The organism is Bordetella parapertussis (genome assembly GCF_020735925.1).
In the GTDB taxonomy this organism is placed as follows: Bacteria; Pseudomonadota; Gammaproteobacteria; order Burkholderiales; family Burkholderiaceae_B; genus Bordetella; species Bordetella pertussis.
Window position 1 is genome coordinate 1,687,971 of the sequence record NZ_CP085971.1, and the last position, 19,828, is coordinate 1,707,798.

A 19,828-nucleotide genomic window follows, 5' to 3' on the forward strand; every position below is an offset into this window, starting at 1 on the left:
CTTCGGGGTGGGCGACGCGTACTCAATATCACTTTGGCTGAGTTGATACCTAGATGGCATGCGAGTAGTTCCCGTGATCAGCAGAAATCAGCGGATAGCAGTGTAGATCACCAGATATTTGATATGCAACGTATATCAAATTTGATTGAAATAATATTAGACTAGGATGGGATGCCGTTCCTAAGATGAGCGCCAACGAATCATGGAGGCGACACAGACATGGACACGGCGCTCGGACACATCAAGGTCCTGGACTTGACCCGCATCCTGGCCGGCCCCTGGGCGACCCAGACGCTGGCGGACATGGGCGCGGAGGTGGTCAAGGTCGAACGCCCGCGGGTGGGCGATGACACCCGCGCCTGGGGGCCGCCGTTCCTGAAGGACAGCGAGGGGAACGAGACCGCCGATTCGTCGTATTTCCTGGCCGCCAACCGCGGCAAGAAATCCATCACGGTGGACCTGGCGCACCCGGACGGCCAGGCCCTGATCCGCGACCTGGCCGCCACGGCCGACGTGGTGGTGGAAAACTACAAGGTCGGGACCCTGGCGCGCTACGGCCTGGACTACGAAAGCCTGAAAGCGATCAACCCCCGGCTGGTGTATTGCTCGATCACGGGCTTCGGCCAGGACGGTCCCTACGCCTCGCTGCCGGGCTATGACTTCGTCTTCCAGGGCATGGGCGGGTTGATGAGCATTACCGGCCAGCCGGAAGGCACGCCGGGCGACGAGCCCATGAAGGTCGGCATTGCCATCAGCGACTTGCTGACGGGCATGTATGCCACGACCGCCATCCTGGCCGCGCTGGAGCGCCGGCACGTCAGCGGGACGGGGCAGCATGTCGATATGTCCTTGCTCGATTGCGTGGTCAGCATCAGCTCGTATCAGGCCATCAACCACTTCCTGTCGGGCAAGATTCCGCGGCGCATGGGCAATGCCCACTCGAACATGGTGCCGTACCAGGTATTCCGCTGCAAAGAGGGCGATGTCATCGTGGCGGTGGGCAACGATGGCCAGTACCGCGCCCTGTGCAAGCTGATCGAGCGCGACGACCTGGCCACGGACGAGCGCTACGCCACGCCCGGACAGCGCAACCGCAACTGCGACACGCTCATTCCCGAAATTGCCCAGGCCATGCTGGCGCGCACCATGCAGGAGTGGGGCGCGCTCATGGAAGCCGCCAATGTGCCTTGCGGCCCCATCTACAACATGCAGCAGATGTTCGAAGACCCGCACGTGCAGCATCGCGGCATGCGTTTGTCGTTGCCGCACAGCGCCGGCGTGCAGGCGCCTGCGGTGGCCAGCCCCATACGCCTGTCCGACACCCCGATCCAGTACGGCCGCTCCGCCCCGTTGCTGGGCGAGCACACCGACAGTGTGCTGGCCCAGTGGCTTGGCCTGGCGCCGGCGCGCATTGCCGAATTGCGGGCGCGGGGCGCGATCTGAGCCCGCGCGCCATCGCCGCGATCCGGCGGTTTTCCCGTGTTTCACCAAAGAAAAAAGGAGACAGTATGCTGCGACACACCTTCATCCGCGCGGCCCTGGCGGCCGCGTTGGCGGTCTGCGCCGCGGGCGCGCACGCCCAGGCCAAACCCTCGTCGATCCGGCTGGTGGTGCCTTACCCGGCGGGCGGCGCCGCCGATCAGATTGCCCGGCTGGTGGCCAACGATGCCGGCGCCATCCTGGGCACGCCCATCGTCATCGAGAACAAGGGCGGCGCGGGCGGAATGATCGCCGCCGAATCCGTCCTGCAGGCGGCGCCGGACGGCGCGACCTTCTTCGTGGGCTCCAACGCACCCATCGTCATCAATCAGGCCATCTATGAAAAGATGTCCTATGACCCCGCCAAGGATTTCGTTCCCGTCGCCGGCATGGGCAAGGCGCCGCTCCTGCTGGTGACGCGCAAGGACCTGGGCACCGCCGACGTGAAGGCCCTGGCCGAGCTGGGCAAGCGCGAGGCCGGCAAGCTGACCATGGGCTCGGCCAGCAGCGGCAACATCACCCACCTGGCGGGCGAGTACGCCGCCAGCCAGATGGGCTTCAAGGTGACGCACGTGCCGTTCAAGGCCAGCGCGCCCGCCATCACCAGCCTGATGGGCGGGAACATCGACATCATGTTCGACGCCTTGCCGTCGTGCATGGCCCAGGCCGAGTCGGGCCGCATCGTGCCGCTGGCGATCCTGGACGATCAGCGCTTTCCGCAGCTGCGCGACGTGCCCACCGCGAAAGAACTGGGGTATCCCGGCCTGGAGGCCGCGGTGTGGTTCGGCGTGATGGCGCGCGCCGGCACGCCCGATTCGTCCATCGGCGCGATGAACAAGGCGATCAACCAGGCACTGCAAAAGCAGGAACTGATCGACAAGCTGCGCCGCATCGGTGCGCAGCCCATGCCGGGCTCGCAGCAGGATTTCGCCCGCTTCATCGATGCCGAGCGCAAACAGTGGGTGCCGTTGGCCAAGTCGCTCGGCGTACGGGCGGATTGATGCCATGAAAAAAAACAGCTTCGATTCCATCGCGGCCCTCAAGGCCTTTGCCGGACAGCCGGCGGCCGTGGGCCAGCCCATCGTCGTCGATCAGTCCGCCATCGATACGTTCGGCGACGTCGTGCACGACAGGCAGTGGATCCATGTGGATCCGGTCCGGGCCGCCGCCGAGTCGCCGTTCGGCACCACCATTGCCCACGGCTTGCTCACGCTTTCGTTGATCACGGGGTGGTACCACCAGCTGTTCGAGTTTCCCGGCCGCAAGCTGGCGCTGAACTACGGCTTCGACAAGGTGCGGTTTCCCGCGCCGGTGCCCAGCGGTTCGGCCCTGGTCGGCAGCTTCCGCTTGGCGCGGGTCGACGACCTGGGGCCGGACGAAGCGCGGTGCCTGTGGGAGGTCGACGTGCGCGTGGCGGGCGCCGAGCGGCCGGCGATGGTGGCCGAGTGGCTGATGCAACTGCGTTATTGAGCGCGCGGCGGGAGTGATCATGTCTGTACTGGAAACTTCCCGCGTCGGCGCCTGCGCCGTGCTGACCTTGAACCGGCCGGCCGCGCGCAACGCGCTCGACATGGATTTGCGCAACGCCCTGGCCAAGGCGCTGCCCGAGATCCGCGACGATGCGACGGTGCGCGCGGTGGTGCTGACCGGCGCCGGCGGGCATTTTTGCGCCGGCGGCGATATCCGCGCGATTGCGGCCGGGCAGGGCAATGCCGACGTCTTCGAAGGCCGCAACCGCATCCTGAGCATGCAGCGCTGGTTCGACGACCTGGTGGACCTGGAGAAACCGGTCATCGCCGCCGTCGATGGCGTGGCCTTCGGCGCGGGCCTGTCGTTGGCGCTGGCCGCCGATTTCGTCCTGGCCTCGCCACGCGCGACCTTCTGCGCCGTGTTCGCGCGTCTGGGGTATGTGCCGGACCTGGGCGGCATGTATTTGCTGCCACGGGCGGTGGGCCTGGCGCGCGCCAAGGCGCTGGCATTTTCGGCCCGGGTGGTGGGCGCGCCCGAGGCGCTGGAGATGGGTATCGCGCACCAGTTGGTCGACGACCGGCCGGTGCTCGATGCCGCCCTCGAGCTGGCCGGGCGCTTCGAGCAGGCGCCGGCGGGCGCGCTGGGCATCGTCAAGTCGGTGATGAACCACGCGTTCGAGTCCGACCGCCGTACCGTTTACATGCAGGAAGCGCTGGCGCAGGCGCTGTGCCGCGAAAGCGCTTTTCATCAAGAGGCGGCGCGTCGTTTCCTCGACAAGCAGGCGCCGCTGTACCAATGGCCCCAGGAGCAACAATGACCGAGCATCCCCAAGCCGCATCCGCGCTGCTGCCGCAGCAGGAGTATTTCGCGCATCTGGCCGACGGCCGCTTCATGATCCAGCGTTCGCGCAGCAGCGGCGAATACGTGTTCTACCCGCGCGTGGCCGCGCCGCGCACCGGCGCGCAGGACCTGGAGTGGGTGGCGGCCTCGGGCCGGGGCACGGTCTATGCCACCACGGTCATGCGGGTGCGCCCGCCGGCCGCGCCTTACAACGTCTGCCTGGTCGAACTCGAGGAAGGCCCGCGCATGATGAGCCGCGTCGAGGGCATCGGGCCCGAGGACGTGCAGGTCGGGATGGCGGTGCGCGCGCGCATCATCCGCGACGACGCCGGCGAGCCGCTGGTGGTATTCGAACCGGCCGGCCCGTCCGATGCCGGCATCGGCCAGGGGAGGGCGGCACAATGATCCAGGAGCGCTTTCCGCGCGGCAAGACCGCGATCGTGGCTTGCGCCACCTATGGCATCGGCGAGTCGCCGGGTCTGTCGTCGCTGGACCTGGCGGTGCGCGCCAGCGTGCAGGCGCTCGACAGCGTGGGCTTGACGCCCGCCGATGTCGATGGCCTGTTCATCGGCCTGCCCGACGATTTCGTGTCGGGCCTGAGTTTCACGGAGTACCTCGGCATCTCGCCGCGCCTGACCGACAACAACCGCACCGGCGGTTCGTCCTTCCTGACCCACGCGATTCACGCCGCCCTGGCGCTGGAGGCGGGCCTGTGCGACGTGGCGCTCATCGCGTACGGCAGCAACCAGCGCAGCGGGGCGGGCAAGCTGGTCAGCTCGATGCGTCCATCTCTCTACGAGGGGGCATACAAGCTGGCGCGCCCGGTGGGGGCATACGCGCTGGCGGCGTCGCGCTACGCGGCCCAGTATGGACTGAAGAAAGAGCAGCTGGGCGCCGTGGCGCTGGCGGCGCGGCAGTGGGCGCAGAAGAATCCCGAGGCCTACATGCGCGCCCCGCTGACCATGGACGAATACCTGGCGTCGCGCCTGGTATGCGACCCGTTCTCGGTGCGCGACTGCTGCCTGGTCACCGATGGTGCCGCCGCCGTGGTGATGGTGCGCGCCGATCGCGCCCGGGACCTGGCGGCGCGGCCGGCCTATCTGCTGGGCGGGGCCGCCGCGGCCTGGCACAAGGACATCACCAACATGCCGGACCTGACGGTGACCGCCGCCTCGCTCAGCGGCCCGCGCGCCATGGCGCAGGCGGGCGTGACGCCGGCCGACATCGACGTGCTGGAGCTCTACGACGCCTTCACCCTGAACACCATCCTGTTTCTCGAAGACCTGGGCTTCTGCGCCAAGGGCGAGGGCGGCGCCTTCGTCGAGGACGGCCGCATCGCGCCCGGCGGGGCGCTGCCCGTCAATACCAACGGCGGCGGGCTGTCGTGCGTGCATCCCGGCATGTATGGCCTGTTCACGATGGTGGAGGCGGCCCAGCAGCTGGCCGGCGCGGCCGGCGAACGCCAGGTTGCGCAGGCCCGGCTGGCGCTGGCGCACGGCAACGGCGGCGAGCTCTCCAGCCAGGCCACGCTGATACTGGGCACCGAGGAAACGATCTGAGCACTCATGAAGGAGACAGCCATGCAGGACAAACTTTTGACGCTGGAGAACCGCCAGGTCATCGTGACCGGGGCGGGGCAGGGCATCGGACGGGCGCTTGCCAGCGCCATCGCGGAACTGGGTGGTCGCGTCGTGGCGGTCGACCTGAACGCCGACGCGCTGGCTGCCCTGCGCGAGGCGCTGGGCCACGAACGCTGCGTCACGGTGGCCGGCAACGTGGCCGATCCATCGCTGGCGCAGCAGGCGGTGGATGCGGGCGTGACGGCCTTTGGCGGCGTCAACGGGCTGGTCAACAACGCCGGCGTGACCCGTACCGCCATGATCGACAAGATGTCGATCAGCGACTGGCAGCAGGTCATCGACGTGCATCTGTCCGGGTCGTTCTATTTCCTGCAGGCGCTGGGCAGGCATTTGTTGGGCCGCGCCAAGGCGGGCGGCGATGGCGCGGGGGCGATCGTGAACATTTCTTCCGACGCCGGCCGGCGCGGCACCATCGGACAGATCAACTACGGCGCCGCCAAGGCCGGGGTGCTGGGCCTGACCATGTGCGCGGCGCGCGAATGGGCCCGGTACGGCATCCGGACCAATACCGTCGGTTTCGGCGTCGTCGAGACGCCCATGACCGAGACCATACGCGGCGAGAAATTTCGCGACACGTATCTCAGCCAGATTCCGTTGGGCCGTTGGGGCGAGGCCGATGAGGTGGTGCGCCCCGTGTGCTTCCTGCTTTCGGACGCGGCTTCCTACGTGACCGGACAGCACTTGTCGGTCAACGGCGGCTACACCATCGGGCTGTGATCGTGAGCGCACTGATAGACCGATTCGAACTCGCCGAACTGCCGGCGCGGGCGCAGGCGTTTCGCCAGGACGTCCAGGCCTTTCTCAAGGCCGAATTGCCGCCGCTGCCGGCCGACCGGCGCGCGCGTTCGTGGATGGGCTTTGACGCCGGCTTCAGCCGCAAGCTGGCGGCGCGCGGCTGGGTCGGCGTGACGTTGCCGCGCGCGTATGGCGGCGCCGAGATGGACGCGTTCTCGCGCTTCGTCCTGATCGAGGAGCTGCTGTGCGCCGGGGCGCCGGTGTCGGCCCACTGGATCGCCGATCGGCAAAGCGGTCCCCAGATCCGCAAGTTCGGCAGCGAGGCGCAGCGCAGCTTCTATCTGCCGCGCATTTGCCGCGGCGAAGCCTTCTTCTGCATCGGCATGAGCGAACCGAATTCCGGCTCGGACCTGGCCAGCGTGGGGACGCGGGCCACGCGCCGCGCAGACGGCGGCTGGACGCTTTCGGGGCGCAAGATCTGGACCACCAACGCCCAGCATTGCCATTACATGATCGCGCTGGTGCGCACCTCCGGCACGCCGCAGGACCGCAATCAGGGCCTGTCGCAATTCATTGTCGATCTGTCGTTGCCCGGTGTCACGGTACGGCCGATCTCCGACCTGGCGGGCGACGCGCACTTTTCGGAAGTGTTTTTCGACGATGTGCAGCTGTCCGACGAGGCGCTCATTGGCCAGGAGGGCAGTGGCTGGGAACAGGTCACCGCCGAGCTGGCATTCGAGCGCAGCGGCCCCGAGCGCATTTATTCCAGCATGGTGCTGCTGGACGGGTGGATCCAATGGCTGCGCGGCCGTGGCGACGTCTCGCAGACGGCGGCGGTCGGCCGTTACGCCACCCACCTGGCGGCGTTGCGCAATTTGTCGCTGTCGGTGACCGCCCGACTTGCCGCCGGCGAGAGCCCGGTCGTGGAGGCCGCCCTGGTCAAGGAACTGGGCACCACCTTCGAACAGGAAATACCGGCTGCCATCGAGGCGGCGCTGGGCTCGGATCCGGGCGCCGATATCGACGCCGAATTGCTGCGCACCTGCGCCTATGTGAACCAGGTGTGTCCCACTTACTCGCTGCGGGGCGGCACGCGCGAGATCCTGCGCGGCATGATCGCGCGCGGCCTGGGCCTGCGTTGAAGGCGATGGAGCAGAACCGCAATGTATAGCGACGCTTTTGAAGATTTGCTGAAGGGCCGGTGCGAGCCGGCGGTGGTGCGCGCCATCGAGGCCGGCGGCGATGTCCAGGCCCTGTGGAATGCCATCGTGCAATCAGGTTTCCTGGATCTCATGGCGCCCGAGCAGGCCGGCGGCGCCGCGGCCGATCTGGCCGACGCCTTGCCCTTGTTCACGGCGCTGGGCGCTTATGCGGTGCCGCTTCCGGTGGGCCAGGCGATTGCGCTGCGCACGCTGCTGCCGGCCGGCATGGAGGTGCCCGGCGGACTGCCCAGCTTCGCGCCCGTTTTGCGTACCGGGCCGGACGGAGCGCTGCGCGCGCCGCGCGTGCCCTACGGCATGCTGGCGGGGCCGGTGCTGGGCGAGCTGGATGGCGCGCTGTGCCTGCTGGATGCGCGGGCGGCGCAGCGGCGCGACTGCGGCCTGCATGGCGAGCCGACCGCCGACCTGAGCTGGGACGCCGGCGTGCGCCAGGATGCCGTGCGCCGGCTCGACGACGCGGGCGGCGCGCCGGGCCGTCTGGCGGCCTGGGGGGCGGCGCTGCATGCCGCGCTGCTGACGGGCGCGATGACTCGCTGCTTCGAGATGAGCCTGCAGTATGGCAACGACCGCACGCAGTTCGTGCCGCTCCATCGGCAAGTTCCAGGCCGTTCAGCATCAGTTGGCGGTCATGGCCGAGCATGTCGCCGCCGCGCGTATCGCCACGGCGGCCGCGTTTCGCGCCGGCCTGGCGCAACCGGCCCTGCTGCCGGCGGCCATCGCCAAGGCGCGCGCCAGCGAAGCCGCGGCCCTGGCGGCGAACACCGCGCATGCCGTGCACGGCGCCATCGGCGTAACCGAGGAATACGACCTGCAGCTCTACACGCGCCGGCTGCATGGCTGGCGGCTGGCGCACGGCTCGGAAGCCTATTGGCACCAAGTGGTCGGCGCGGCATTGATGGGTAGCGGGGACGGGGCGGTGCAGTTCGTGCGCGGGCTATGACCGCCGGCACATCAACGCATTTCAACCAGGTAAACGGGGTAGGCATGCTCAACAAGACCTGCGAGTCCGCCGACGAGGCGGTCAGTGTCGTGGAAAGTGGCGCAACAATCCTGATCAGCGGCTTCGGGGACATCGGCTTGCCGTTCGAACTGTTGCATGCGCTGGCGCGCACCTCGGTCAAGGATCTCACCATCGTCTCCAACAATGCCGGGACGGGCGAACTGGGGTTGTCGCGGCTGTTCAGGAACCGCCAGGTTTCGCGCCTGATCGCTTCTTTTCCGTCGCAGCCGGATTCGCACCATTATTTCGCCGCGTACCAGGAAGGACTGGTGGACCTGGAGCTGGTGCCGCAGGGCACGCTGGCCGAACGCATCCGCGCGGCGGGCGCCGGCCTGGCCGGGTTCTTCACGCCCACCGGCTACGGCACCGAGCTGGCGCAGGGCAAGGAGTGCCGGATGTTCAAGGGCAAGGGATATGTCTTCGAGGAAGCCCTGCCAGGCGATTTCGCCTTCATCAAGGCGCACGTCGCCGATGCCTACGGCAACCTCCGGTATCGCCGCGCCAGCCGGACTTTCAATCCCATCATGGCCATGGCGGCGCGCACGACCATCGCCGAGGCCAAGCAGATGGTTCCCGTCGGCAGTATCGATCCCGACGACGTCCATACGCCCGGCGTATTCGTCGACCGGATAGTGGAGGTGCGAGATGAGTAAGGGTTGGTCGAATGACGAGATCGCCGCCCGGATAGCGGTGGATTTGCCCGAACATGCCATCGTCAACCTGGGAATCGGCTTGCCCATCCTGGTTGCCAACCATATACCGGAAGACAAGACCATTTTCTTCCACTCGGAGAACGGCATCATCGGCCTCGGTCCGGTGCCCGCGCCCGGGCAGGAAGATCCGGACATCGTCAATGCCGCCAAGAAGCACGCCACGCTCATCGCGGGCGCTTCCATCGTGCACCATGCGGACTCGTTTTCGCTGATCCGCGGCGGGCGGCTGGACTACTCCGTCCTTGGCGGGCTGCAGGTGTTCTCGGGCGGGGACATCGCCAACTGGAAGGTGCCGGGGCAAAAGGGCGGCGGTGGCGTGGGCGGGGCAATGGACCTGGCGGTGGGGGCCAGGAATGTCCTGGTCATGATGCGCCACCAGGACAAGACAGGCGCCTCGAAGCTGGTCAAGTCGTGCACGTTTCCGCTGACGGCCGTCAGCGCCGTCACGCGCGTCTATACGGAACTGGGGATATTCGAATGCGCGGGCGATGCCTTCATCGTACGCGAATCGGCGCCAGGGATCGGCAAGGACGAACTGCTGCGGAAAACGGAAGCCGCGCTGACGTTTCCGTAGTGGCGGACAAACAGGATAACAAGGAGGATAAGCCGTGAAGACCAAGATCAAAATCGTCACGCTGGCCCTGTGTGCATTTTCCTCGGCGGTGTTCGCGTCGTCGTTTCCCAGCAAGCCGATCAACCTGATCGTTCCCTACCCGCCGGGCGGCGCCGTCGATCCCATCGCGCGTCTTTACGCCGAGAAGATTTCCCAGAGCTGGGGCGTCCCGGTGATCGTCCTGAATCGCCCGGGCGCCGGCACGACGATCGGCCTGAACCAGGCCGCCAGGGCCGAGCCGGATGGCTATACCGTCGTCCTCGGCACGGCCAGCATTACCAGCAACGCGCCGCTGTACCGTTCGCTGCCCTACGACACGCTCAAGGATTTCACCTACCTCAGCATGGCGGGAATGATTCCGCTGGCGATCACGGCCAACCCGCGCACGGCCGTCGACAGCATGGACGAGCTCGTCGGCCAGCTCAAGAAGAAGCCGGGCTCGCTGACCTATTCGTCGTCGGGCAACGGAACGATCATCCACCTGGGCGGCGAGCTGTTCAAATCGCTCGCGGGCGTCGACATGGTGCATGTGCCCTACAAGGGCAGCGGCCCCTCGGTCATGGCCGGCGTGGCGGGCGAGGTCGACCTGACGTTCGACTCCGTCTTCCTGATGGACCCGCAGGTCAAGGCGGGCAAGCTGAAGTACATCGCGGTGGCAAGCGAGAAACGGCTGAAGTCGCTACCCGAGGTGCCTGCCATCGGCGAAAAGTATCCTGGCTATTTCGTGACGTCGTGGGTCGGGTTCATGGGACCGGCCGGCATTTCCGCGGATATCACGGCGGCCTGGGCCAAGGAGATCGCCCGCGTGGCCGCCTTGCCGGATGTCAGCGACAAACTGGCTACCCTGGGCGTCGAATCGGTATCCAGCACGCCGCAGCAGTTCTCCGCTTTCGTCGAGAGTGAAATCAGGAAGTGGGAGAAGGTGGTGCAGGACGCGCACATCCCCCCGGTACAGTAAGCGCGCGAGCCTCCAGCGCGGCGTGGCCGGCGGCCACGTTGTATTGCCCCACCGATCTTCGGGATTGGTACTACATCATGTAGTTGTTGGGGGGGGGGGTGGAGGGTAGGAAAAATCAACATCAGGGAGATCTGACCACTGGCTTTCAGGGGAGGTGGCGTTGGCGAGACTACGCCCACGCCGCACTGTTCGGCCGGGTGGCGGCGAGATCGTGATGCACCCGGCGCATAGCAATCCTGCGGCGGCTGCGCTTCTTGCCGGCGGTGCTGCATGGATGTCACCCCCCCGTCTACCCATGCCCTCAGACTCATCTATCTCATGCAAATCCCGATCCCGATCAATGGCTCTGGCACGGCGGCGCCTGGCCTGGCCAGGCGTATGCGGCGCATTGTCGCTGGCGGCCTGGCTGGCGCTGGCGCAGGCCCAGGATGCCATGGCTGCGCCCGGGCCGAAGGGCGTGCCCGCCGTCAGCGCACCCATGCTCGATGGCAGGCCCGTCGACGATGAAAACGGTTGGACGACGATAGCTCTGGATGGCACGGCCATCGACGATACCTGGACCGAGATCGACCTGTCGGACGACGCGCTGCACGGCGGCACGGATGGGGAAAACTCCATCGGCCTGCCGCCGCCCGGACTGGATGGCACCCCCATTGGGGAAGAATGGATCGAAATCCCGCCTCCCGATCTGGATGGCGAGTCTCTCGACGATGACCACACCCACGTTGATACTCCGCAGCCCGAGCTGGACGGCGCTCCCGCTGATGGCGAGGACGGCGGGTTGCCGTCGCCGCCTGCAGAGGCGCCTCAGGCGGGACCGGACGCGTCCAAGCCGCAGCCGGAGGGGCCGCCCGAGCCCGATGGCAATCCCCAACCCGATGTAGAACCCGGACCTGAAGTGGAACCCGGACCTGAGGTCGAACCCGGGCCGCAGGAGCAACCTCGTCCCCAGCCGGACGCCCGGCCGCAGGACGAGCCGCACGCGCAGCCGCTGCCGCCTGCCGGCAGCCCCGGCGACGGGATCTACATGCCCCGCAGCGGCATCCTGACCGCACCGGTTCTGGCCGTGCTGGGCACGGCCAGTGCGCCGCAAGGTATCTGGCAGGCAGAGATGAACGCCCTGAGCAAGCGCATGGGTGAATTGCGGCTTACGCCGGCAGCCGGCGGCGTGTGGGCACGCTCGTTCGCGCAACGCCAACGCCTGGACAATCAGGTGGTGGACAGGTTCACCCAGACCGTGGGCGGGATCGAGATCGGCGCTGACACGGCTTTGCCGGCGGCCGAGGGGCGCTGGCATGTAGGCGCGGTGGCCGGCTACAGCCGCGCGCGCCGCAAGCTGGCGTACAGCGCGCGCGGCAACAGCGACAGCCTGCATGTGGGCGCCTATGCGACGTATATCGGCGACGGCGGCTTCTACCTCGACGGGATTGTGCGGGTGAACCGCTACGAGCACGATTTCAAGGCCGACGGCCAGCGTGGCGCGCGCGTGACAGGAAAGTATCGCGCCAATGGCATCGGGCTGTCGCTGGAGACCGGCAGGCGTTTCACATGGGCCGGCGACTGGTTCGTGGAGCCGCAGGTCGAAGTGGCGCTGTTCCGTTCCGGCAAGGCGGACTACACGGCCAGCAATGGCGTGCGCGTCGACGTGGCAAGCACCAAGTCGCTGCTGGGCCGGCTAGGCCTGCAGGTGGGGCGCAAGCTGGATCTGGGTAACGGCAAACTGGTGCAACCGTACGCCAAGCTGAGCTGGTTGCAGGAGTTCGATGGGGTGGGCAAGGTGCGCACCAACGATATCGGCCATGACGTCAAGCTGCGCGGCGGACGCGCCGAACTCGACTTGGGCGTGGCGGCGGCGCTTGGCAAGCACAGCAGCCTGTTTGCTTCGTACGAGTACAGCAAGGGCAGCCGCTTGACCATACCGTGGAGCTTTCACGTCGGCTATCGGTACGCCTGGTAAGCCAGATGCGTCGTGCCGCCGCGCGCCGGAACATCCGGCGCGCGGTTTTTTTTGCCGCCGGGCCGTCCCAAGGCAGAAAGGCCCCCTTGGGGGGCAGCAAGCCCGCGTAGCGGGCGCAGCGTGGGGGCACTACTTTGCCGCCGGGCCGCCCCAAGGCAAAAAGGCCCCCTCGGGGGGCAGCAAGCCCGCGTAGCGGGCGCAGCGTGGGGGCACTACTTTGCCGCCGGGCCGCCCCAAGGCAAAAAAGCCCCCTCGGGGGGCAGCAAGCCCGCATAGCGGGCGCAGCGTGGGGCACTACTTTGCCGCCGGGCCGCCCCAAGGCAAAAAAGCCCCCTCGGGGGGCAGCAAGCCCGCATAGCGGGCGCAGCATGGGGGCCCGTCGGCTCAGTGCAGGGGCTGGGTGCGGATCAGGCCGACCGCGATGCCTTCCAGCGCGAAATCGTCGGTGTTGGCCACGACGATGGGAGAAAAGTCGGGGTTCTCGGGCAGGAGCTCGATGCGGCCGTTCTGGCGCTGCAGGCGCTTGACCGTGACCTCGTCGCCCAGGCGGGCCACGACGATCTGGCCATTGCGAGCTTCGGCGGCGCGCTTGACGGCGAGCAGGTCGCCTTCGAGGATGCCGGCGTCGCGCATGCTCATGCCGCGCACCTTCAGCAGGTAGTCGGGCGTCTGGGTGAACAGCCCGGGATCGACGCCGACCTCGCGCTCGACGTGTTCGCTCGCCAGGATGGGGCTGCCTGCCGCCACGCGACCCACCAGCGGCAGCACGAGCTGCGCCAGCAGGGGATGCGTAAGCTGGGCGGAGGGCGCCGCGTTGTCCGGCACCTTGAGGCGGATGCCGCGGGAGGCGCCAGCGGTCAGTTCGATCGCGCCCTTGCGCGCCAGCGCCTTGAGATGGTCTTCGGCGGCGTTGGGTGACCGGAAGCCGAGCGCCTGGGCGATTTCGGCCCGGGTGGGCGGAAAGCCGGTGCGCGCCACGGTCTGGCGGATGAGATCGAGGATTTCCTGCTGGCGTTCCGTGAGTTTGGTGGCCATGGTGATGACCCGCTTTTGCGGACTGTATGGATATACAGCGCCATTCTGGAGGACCCACGGGAAAAAAGCAAGCCGCAAAAGAAAAGCGGAGCCATGGGCTCCGCTTTTCGATGCCGGCCGTGCCGTGCCTACTTCAGCACCGCGGCGATGCCGGCCGCGACCGCGTCGATGTTGCGGCTGTTGAGCGCGGCCACGCAGATGCGGCCGCTGGAGACCGCGTAGATGCCGTGCTCTTCGCGCAGGCGATCGACCTGGGCGGCGGTCAGGCCCGAGTACGAGAACATGCCGCGCTGCGCCAGCACGAAGCTGAAGTCCTGCGCCACGCCCTGGGCCTTGATCTTCTCGACCAGTTCCTTGCGCATCAGGCGGATGCGGTCGCGCATGCCGGCCAGTTCATTTTCCCAGAGCGCGAACAGCTCGGGCGTGTTCAGGACCGTGGACACCACCGTGCCGCCGTGGGTGGGCGGGTTGGAGTAGTTGGTGCGGATCACGCGCTTGAGCTGGCTGAGCACGCGGGCGGCCTCGTCCTTGCTGCCGGCCACCACGGTCAGGGCCCCGACCCGCTCGCCATACAGCGAGAAGGACTTGGAGAACGACGAGCTGATGAACATGGTCAGGTCGAGCGCGGCGAACATGCGCACCACGGCGGCGTCCTGCTCCAGGCCTTCGCCGAAGCCCTGGTAGGCGATGTCGAGGAACGGCACCAGGTTGCGCGCCTTGACCACGGCGGCGATCTGTTCCCACTGCTGCGGCGTGGGGTCGACGCCGGTCGGGTTGTGGCAGCAGGCGTGCAGCACCACGATGGTCTGTTCGGGCGCGGCCTGCAGGGCGGCCAGCATGGCTTCGAAGTTCAGGCCATGGGTGGCGGCGTCGTAATAAGCGTAGGTCTCGACCGGGAAGCCGGCGCGCTCGAACAGGGCGCGGTGGTTTTCCCAGCTGGGGTCGCTGATGAGGACCTTGGACTGCGGCAGCAACTGGCGCAGGAAGTCGGCGCCGATCTTCAGCGCGCCGGTCCCGCCCAGGGCCTGCGCGGTCAGCACGCGGCCTTCGGCGGCCAGCGGCGAGTCGGCGCCCAGCAGCAGCGCCTGCGCACCCTCGTTGTACCCCGCGATGCCTTCGATCGGCAGATAGCCGCGGGCGGCGGCGGCTTCGATGCGGGCCACCTCGGCCTTGCGCACGGCCTGAAGCAGCGGGATGCGGCCTTCGTCGTCGTAGTACACGCCCACGCCCAGGTTCACTTTGCCGGGACGGGTATCGGCGTTGTACTGTTCGTTCAGGCCAAGAATGGGGTCGCGCGGCGCGAGTTCGACGGAAGCGAAAAGAGTGCTCATGGGTGTAGGGAAGGATGGGTGGACGCGGTAGGAAGGGCTGTGGATAATGGGGGGGTTTACCCTGAGAGACAGTCTATCATGACCGCTCCTGGATTCGTCGAATTCCCCGATAGCCCGTTTCACCTCTATCAGCCGTACCCTCCCGCGGGCGACCAGCCGGGAGCGATCGACGCGTTGACCGAGGGCGTCTCGGACGGCCTGATGTTTCAGACGCTGCTGGGCGTGACGGGCTCGGGCAAGACCTACACCATGGCCAACATGATCGCCCGCCTGGGCCGTCCGGCCCTGGTGCTTGCGCCCAACAAGACCCTGGCCGCCCAGCTGTACGCCGAAATGCGCGAATTCTTCCCCCGCAACGCGGTGGAGTATTTCGTGTCGTACTACGACTATTACCAGCCCGAAGCCTACGTGCCGACCCGCGACCTCTTCATCGAGAAGGATTCGTCGATCAACGAGCACATCGAGCAGATGCGCCTGTCGGCCACCAAGAGCCTGCTGGAGCGCCGCGATACGGTCATCGTGGGCACCGTCTCGTGCATCTACGGTATCGGCAATCCGGGCGACTACCATGCCATGGTCCTGATCCTGCGCACCGGCGACCGGATTTCCCGGCGCGAGGTGCTGGCGCGGTTGGTGGCGATGCAGTACACCCGCAACGACGCGGACTTCACGCGCGGCGTATTCCGGGTACGCGGTGAGACCATCGACATCTTCCCGGCGGAAAGCCCGGAGCTCGCGCTGCGCCTGACGCTGTTCGACGACGAAATCGAGTCGCTGGAGCTGTTCGACCCCCTGACCGGGCGCGTGAGGCAGAAGCTGCCGCGCTTTACGGTATACCCGGGCTCGCACTACGTGACGCCGCGCGAAACCGTGCTGCGCGCGATCGAAACCATCAAGGAAGAGCTGCGCGAGCGGCTGGCCCAGCTGATCGCCGACGGCAAGCTGGTGGAGGCGCAGCGGCTCGAGCAGCGCACCCGCTTCGATCTGGAAATGCTGCAGGAGCTGGGCTTTTGCAAGGGCATCGAGAACTATTCGCGGCACTTGTCCGGCGCGGCGCCGGGCGAGCCGCCGCCCACCCTGATCGATTACCTGCCGGCCGACGCGCTGATGTTCATCGACGAAAGCCACGTCACCATCGGGCAGCTCGGCGGCATGTACCGTGGCGACCGTTCGCGCAAGGAAACCCTGGTGCAGTATGGCTTCCGGCTGCCGTCGGCGCTGGACAACCGGCCCCTGCGCCTGGAGGAGTTCGAGGCGCGCATGCGCCAGTGCGTGTTCGTGTCGGCCACGCCGGCCGCCTACGAGCAGGAGCACGCCGATAACGTGGTCGAGCAGGTGGTGCGGCCGACCGGGCTGGTCGATCCGATCGTCGAGGTGCGTCCGGCGCACACCCAGGTCGACGACCTGCTGGGCGAGATCCACAAGCGGGCGGCGCTGCAGGAGCGCGTGCTGGTCACGACGTTGACCAAGCGCATGGCCGAGGACCTGACCGATTTCCTGTCCGAGCACGGGGTGCGGGTGCGGTACCTGCATTCGGACATCGATACCGTCGAACGGGTGGAAATCATCCGCGACCTGCGGCTGGGCGTCTTCGACGTGCTGGTGGGCATCAGCCTGCTGCGCGAGGGCCTGGATATCCCCGAAGTGTCGCTGGTGGCCATCCTGGATGCCGACAAGGAAGGCTTCCTGCGATCCGAGCGCAGCCTGATACAGACGATAGGCCGGGCCGCCCGCAACCTGAATGGCCGGGCCATTCTCTACGCCGACCGCATAACCGACTCGATGCGGCGTGCCATCGACGAGACCGAGCGGCGCAGGGCCAAGCAGATCCAGCACAACACCGACCACGGCATCACCGCGCGCGGGGTCAGCAAGGCCGTGCGCGAACTGATCGACGGGGTGGTGGCGCCGGCCGGCCATGACGCGCTGGAATCCGCCGTGCCCGCCGAGGTGCTGACCGACGAAAAGGCCATGGCGCGCGAGATCCGGCGCCTGGAAAAGCTGATGATGGATCACGCCCGCAACCTGGAATTCGAGCAAGCCGCCGCGGCACGCGATGCGCTCAACGCTCTCAAGAGTCGGTTGCTGCTTGATGGTGTAGGTTAGTCTGGTTAAACGTGAGAAAGACGGAAATTAGTGGAGAAAATTCGTGCGTTACAAACAGGCTGGCGCGTTCTTGCGGCATAGCGGCAAAAGCGTTACATACTCGTCGCGAAAAGGCACTATAAAATTTCATGTATTTTCTTGAAAATCAAATTAATTTCATGATTTAAAAGGGAAAAATTATTTTTCCGTGGCACTGCTCCGGAATGGTGAAACTGCAAAAAATACTTGCTATATTCCGGGTTTTCCCGCACACTTACACCCATGATGACCAAGGTACTTTTCGTTTGCATGGGCAATATCTGTCGCTCGCCGAGCGCAGAAGGTGTGTTCCGCCATCTGGTGAATGATGCCGGGATGGGCGATGTCGTGCGGGTCGATTCCGCGGGCACGCATGCCTTCCACATTGGCGAGGCGCCTGACGCCCGGGCCCAGGCCGCCGCCCGCAAGCGCGGCTACGATCTCACGCACTGCGAAGCGCGTCAGGTGACGGCGGACGATTTCCGCGAATTCGACCTGATCCTGGCCATGGATTGGGACAACCTGGCTGCCCTGCAGCAGCAGTGCCCCAAGGCCTATCAGCACAAGCTGATGCTGCTGATGCGGTTTGCCAACGAGTTCGAGGAAGCCACGGTGCCCGACCCCTATTATGGCGGCCCCGAGGATTTCGGCAAGGTGCTCGACTATCTGGAAGACGCCTGTCAGGGTGTGCTGGAACTGGTGCGCAAGCGCGCCACGCAATACCAGGCGGCCTGATCCGTCGCCGTCCGCGGCGCTGGGGCAAGTGGGGGGATCTGCAATGGGTCCGTACCCCAAAATGAGAAAACCGCGCGACTGCGCGGTTTTTTCTGACCGAGATACTTAGCGTTTTACTCGGGAATTTGCTATACTTGACCCAATTACTCGGGTATTGATGCCCAGTCCAGCGCCCGATGCGTCGGGTTTTCTTCCGGATTCACAGGAAACACACCATGCGGTTAACTACCAAAGGGCGTTTCGCCGTGACGGCCATGATCGATTTGGCGATGCGGCAGCATAGCGGCCCGGTCACTCTCGCGGCGATCAGCCAGCGCCAGAATATCTCGCTCTCCTACCTCGAACAGCTGTTCGGCAAGTTGCGCCGCCACGAGCTGGTCGACAGCGTGCGCGGGCCCGGCGGCGGCTACTCGCTGGCGCGCCTGGCGCGCAATGTCACGGTAGCCGACATCATTTTCGCGGTCGACGAACCCCTGGACGCCACCAGCTGTGGCGGCAAGCGCGACTGCACCAGCGGCAACGACGGCAAGCCGGGCAAGTGCATGACCCACGAACTGTGGACCACGCTGAATCGCAAGATGGTCGACTACCTGGACTCGGTCTCGCTGCAGGATCTCGTCGATCAGCAGCGCGTGCGCCAGTTGCAGGAAGCGGCCAACCAGGCGCAGGGCTGTTCGGCCGTGCGCGTGAACCGGTCGACGCCCGTCGCCGCCAACGCCACCGCATAAGTTAGGAGCAGTACAACATGAGCAATCGCCCCATCTACCTGGACTACTCGGCTACCACGCCGGTCGACCCGCGCGTGGTCGAGAAAATGATTCCCTGGTTGTACGAGAGTTTCGGCAATCCGGCCTCGCGCAGCCACGCCTTTGGCTGGGAAGCCGAGGACGCGGTCGAGAAGGCTCGCGAGGAAGTCGCCAAGCTGGTCAACGCCGATCCGCGCGAGATCGTCTGGACTTCCGGCGCCACCGAGTCGGACAACCTGGCCATCAAGGGCGCGGCGAATTTCTATGCCGAGCGCGGCAAGCACATCATTACCGTCAAGACCGAACACAAGGCGGTGCTGGATACCTGTCGGGAGCTCGAACGCCAGGGCTTTGAAGTGACCTACCTGGATGTCCAGGACGATGGTCTGCTCAGCCTCGATGCGTTCAAGGCCGCGCTGCGTCCGGATACCATCCTGGTGTCGGTGATGATGGTCAACAACGAGATCGGCGTCATCCAGGACATCGCCGCGCTGGGCGAGATCTGCCGCGAGAAGGGCATCATCTTCCACGTGGACGCGGCCCAGGCCACCGGCAAGGTCGAGATCGACCTGCAGAAGCTGAAGGTGGACCTGATGTCGTTCTCGGCGCACAAGACGTACGGCCCCAAGGGCATCGGCGCGCTGTATGTGCGGCGCAAGCCGCGCGTGCGCATCGAGGCGCAGATGCACGGCGGCGGCCACGAGCGGGGCTTCCGCTCGGGCACGCTGGCCACGCACCAGATCGTCGGCATGGGCGAGGCGTTCCGCCTGGCGCGCGAGGAAATGGGCACCGAGAACGAGCGCGTGCGCATGCTGCGCGACCGCCTGCTGGCCGGCCTGACGCAGATCGAGGAAGTGTATGTGAACGGCAGCATGGAGCACCGCGTGCCGCACAACCTGAACATCAGCTTCAACTATGTCGAGGGCGAGTCCCTGATCATGGCGATCAAGGAGCTGGCCGTCTCCAGCGGTTCGGCCTGCACGTCGGCCAGCCTGGAGCCGTCCTATGTGCTGCGCGCGCTGGGCCGCAACGACGAGCTGGCGCACAGCTCCATCCGCTTCACCCTGGGCCGCTTCACGACCGAACAGGAAATCGACTTCACGATCGAACTGATCAAGAGTCGTGTCGGCAAGCTGCGCGATATGTCGCCGTTGTGGGAAATGGCCCAGGAAGGCATTGATCTGAATTCCGTGCAGTGGGCCGCGCACTGAGCGCCCGCGCCGACCAAATAG

General features: G+C 66.4%; 18 protein-coding genes and 1 pseudogene. 17 read left to right on the forward strand and 2 right to left on the reverse strand.

What is annotated here, in order from left to right:
• Positions 1-219 precede the first annotated feature (219 nt).
• From LK409_RS08070 to LK409_RS08130, 13 genes and pseudogenes are all read left to right on the forward strand, one after another.
• Positions 220-1,443, forward strand: coding sequence for a CaiB/BaiF CoA transferase family protein (locus tag LK409_RS08070; protein WP_010928317.1), 1,224 nt, complete (start codon positions 220-222; stop codon positions 1,441-1,443).
• 65 nt (positions 1,444-1,508) lie between these two features.
• The gene (locus LK409_RS08075) at positions 1,509-2,480 is read left to right on the forward strand and encodes a Bug family tripartite tricarboxylate transporter substrate binding protein (RefSeq protein WP_059565428.1); all 972 of its coding nucleotides are present in this window, start codon (positions 1,509-1,511) and stop codon (positions 2,478-2,480) included.
• Between the two features lie 4 nt (positions 2,481-2,484).
• Positions 2,485-2,949, forward strand: a complete 465-nt coding sequence (locus LK409_RS08080) for a MaoC family dehydratase (protein WP_010928319.1) — start codon at positions 2,485-2,487, stop codon at positions 2,947-2,949.
• A gap of 13 nt (positions 2,950-2,962) precedes the next feature.
• Positions 2,963-3,766 carry an enoyl-CoA hydratase/isomerase family protein gene (locus LK409_RS08085; RefSeq protein ID WP_010928320.1) on the forward strand — a complete coding sequence of 268 codons (804 nt, stop codon included), beginning with the start codon at positions 2,963-2,965 and terminating at the stop codon, positions 3,764-3,766.
• On the forward strand, positions 3,763-4,194 hold the full coding sequence (locus LK409_RS08090; protein ID WP_003812491.1) for a Zn-ribbon domain-containing OB-fold protein: 432 nt from the start codon (positions 3,763-3,765) through the stop codon (positions 4,192-4,194). Before LK409_RS08085 ends, LK409_RS08090 begins: the two co-directional genes overlap by 4 nt.
• Complete coding sequence (locus LK409_RS08095; RefSeq protein ID WP_010928321.1) at positions 4,191-5,348, forward strand: thiolase; 1,158 nt, start codon at positions 4,191-4,193, stop codon at positions 5,346-5,348. Before LK409_RS08090 ends, LK409_RS08095 begins: the two co-directional genes overlap by 4 nt.
• Positions 5,349-5,369: 21 nt before the next feature.
• Positions 5,370-6,146 (forward strand): SDR family NAD(P)-dependent oxidoreductase, encoded by a 777-nt coding sequence (locus LK409_RS08100; RefSeq protein WP_033448626.1) that lies wholly within the window; start codon positions 5,370-5,372, stop codon positions 6,144-6,146.
• Positions 6,147-6,148: 2 nt separating this feature from the next.
• Entirely contained in the window at positions 6,149-7,306 is a 1,158-nt protein-coding gene (locus LK409_RS08105; RefSeq protein WP_033450234.1) for an acyl-CoA dehydrogenase family protein, read from the forward strand.
• A gap of 21 nt (positions 7,307-7,327) precedes the next feature.
• Positions 7,328-8,324 (forward strand): annotated as a pseudogene (locus LK409_RS08110) (acyl-CoA dehydrogenase family protein).
• Positions 8,325-8,368: 44 nt separating this feature from the next.
• Positions 8,369-9,037 carry a 3-oxoacid CoA-transferase subunit A gene (locus LK409_RS08115; protein ID WP_033448623.1) on the forward strand — a complete coding sequence of 223 codons (669 nt, stop codon included), beginning with the start codon at positions 8,369-8,371 and terminating at the stop codon, positions 9,035-9,037.
• Entirely contained in the window at positions 9,030-9,671 is a 642-nt protein-coding gene (locus tag LK409_RS08120; RefSeq protein WP_010928322.1) for a 3-oxoacid CoA-transferase subunit B, read from the forward strand. The genes LK409_RS08115 and LK409_RS08120 overlap by 8 nt, the downstream gene beginning before the upstream one ends.
• A gap of 34 nt (positions 9,672-9,705) precedes the next feature.
• A complete protein-coding gene (locus LK409_RS08125; RefSeq protein WP_003816815.1) occupies positions 9,706-10,668 on the forward strand; it encodes a tripartite tricarboxylate transporter substrate binding protein in 963 nt (320 codons plus the stop codon).
• 340 nt (positions 10,669-11,008) lie between these two features.
• A complete protein-coding gene (locus LK409_RS08130) occupies positions 11,009-12,625 on the forward strand; it encodes an autotransporter outer membrane beta-barrel domain-containing protein (protein ID WP_010928323.1) in 1,617 nt (538 codons plus the stop codon).
• Between the two features lie 384 nt (positions 12,626-13,009).
• Here LK409_RS08130 and lexA read toward each other — a convergent pair whose 3' ends face one another.
• The gene (gene lexA / locus LK409_RS08135) at positions 13,010-13,660 is read right to left on the reverse strand and encodes a transcriptional repressor LexA (protein ID WP_041937182.1); all 651 of its coding nucleotides are present in this window, start codon (positions 13,658-13,660) and stop codon (positions 13,010-13,012) included.
• Positions 13,661-13,788: 128 nt separating this feature from the next.
• On the reverse strand, positions 13,789-14,991 hold the full coding sequence (locus LK409_RS08140; RefSeq protein WP_010928325.1) for an amino acid aminotransferase: 1,203 nt from the start codon (positions 14,989-14,991) through the stop codon (positions 13,789-13,791).
• A gap of 78 nt (positions 14,992-15,069) precedes the next feature.
• Between LK409_RS08140 and uvrB the strand changes: the two genes are divergently transcribed.
• The 4 genes from uvrB (at position 15,070) to LK409_RS08160 (ending at position 19,807) form a co-directional block, all read left to right on the forward strand.
• Positions 15,070-17,097: an excinuclease ABC subunit UvrB gene (uvrB, locus tag LK409_RS08145; protein ID WP_010928326.1), complete on the forward strand. Its 2,028-nt coding sequence runs from the start codon at positions 15,070-15,072 to the stop codon at positions 17,095-17,097.
• Positions 17,098-17,358: 261 nt separating this feature from the next.
• Entirely contained in the window at positions 17,359-17,850 is a 492-nt protein-coding gene (locus tag LK409_RS08150) for a low molecular weight protein-tyrosine-phosphatase (protein ID WP_041937183.1), read from the forward strand.
• Between the two features lie 215 nt (positions 17,851-18,065).
• Positions 18,066-18,578 (forward strand): Fe-S cluster assembly transcriptional regulator IscR, encoded by a 513-nt coding sequence (gene iscR, locus LK409_RS08155; protein ID WP_003812463.1) that lies wholly within the window; start codon positions 18,066-18,068, stop codon positions 18,576-18,578.
• A gap of 17 nt (positions 18,579-18,595) precedes the next feature.
• Positions 18,596-19,807, forward strand: coding sequence for an IscS subfamily cysteine desulfurase (locus tag LK409_RS08160; RefSeq protein ID WP_003812462.1), 1,212 nt, complete (start codon positions 18,596-18,598; stop codon positions 19,805-19,807).
• Positions 19,808-19,828: the final 21 nt, after the last annotated feature.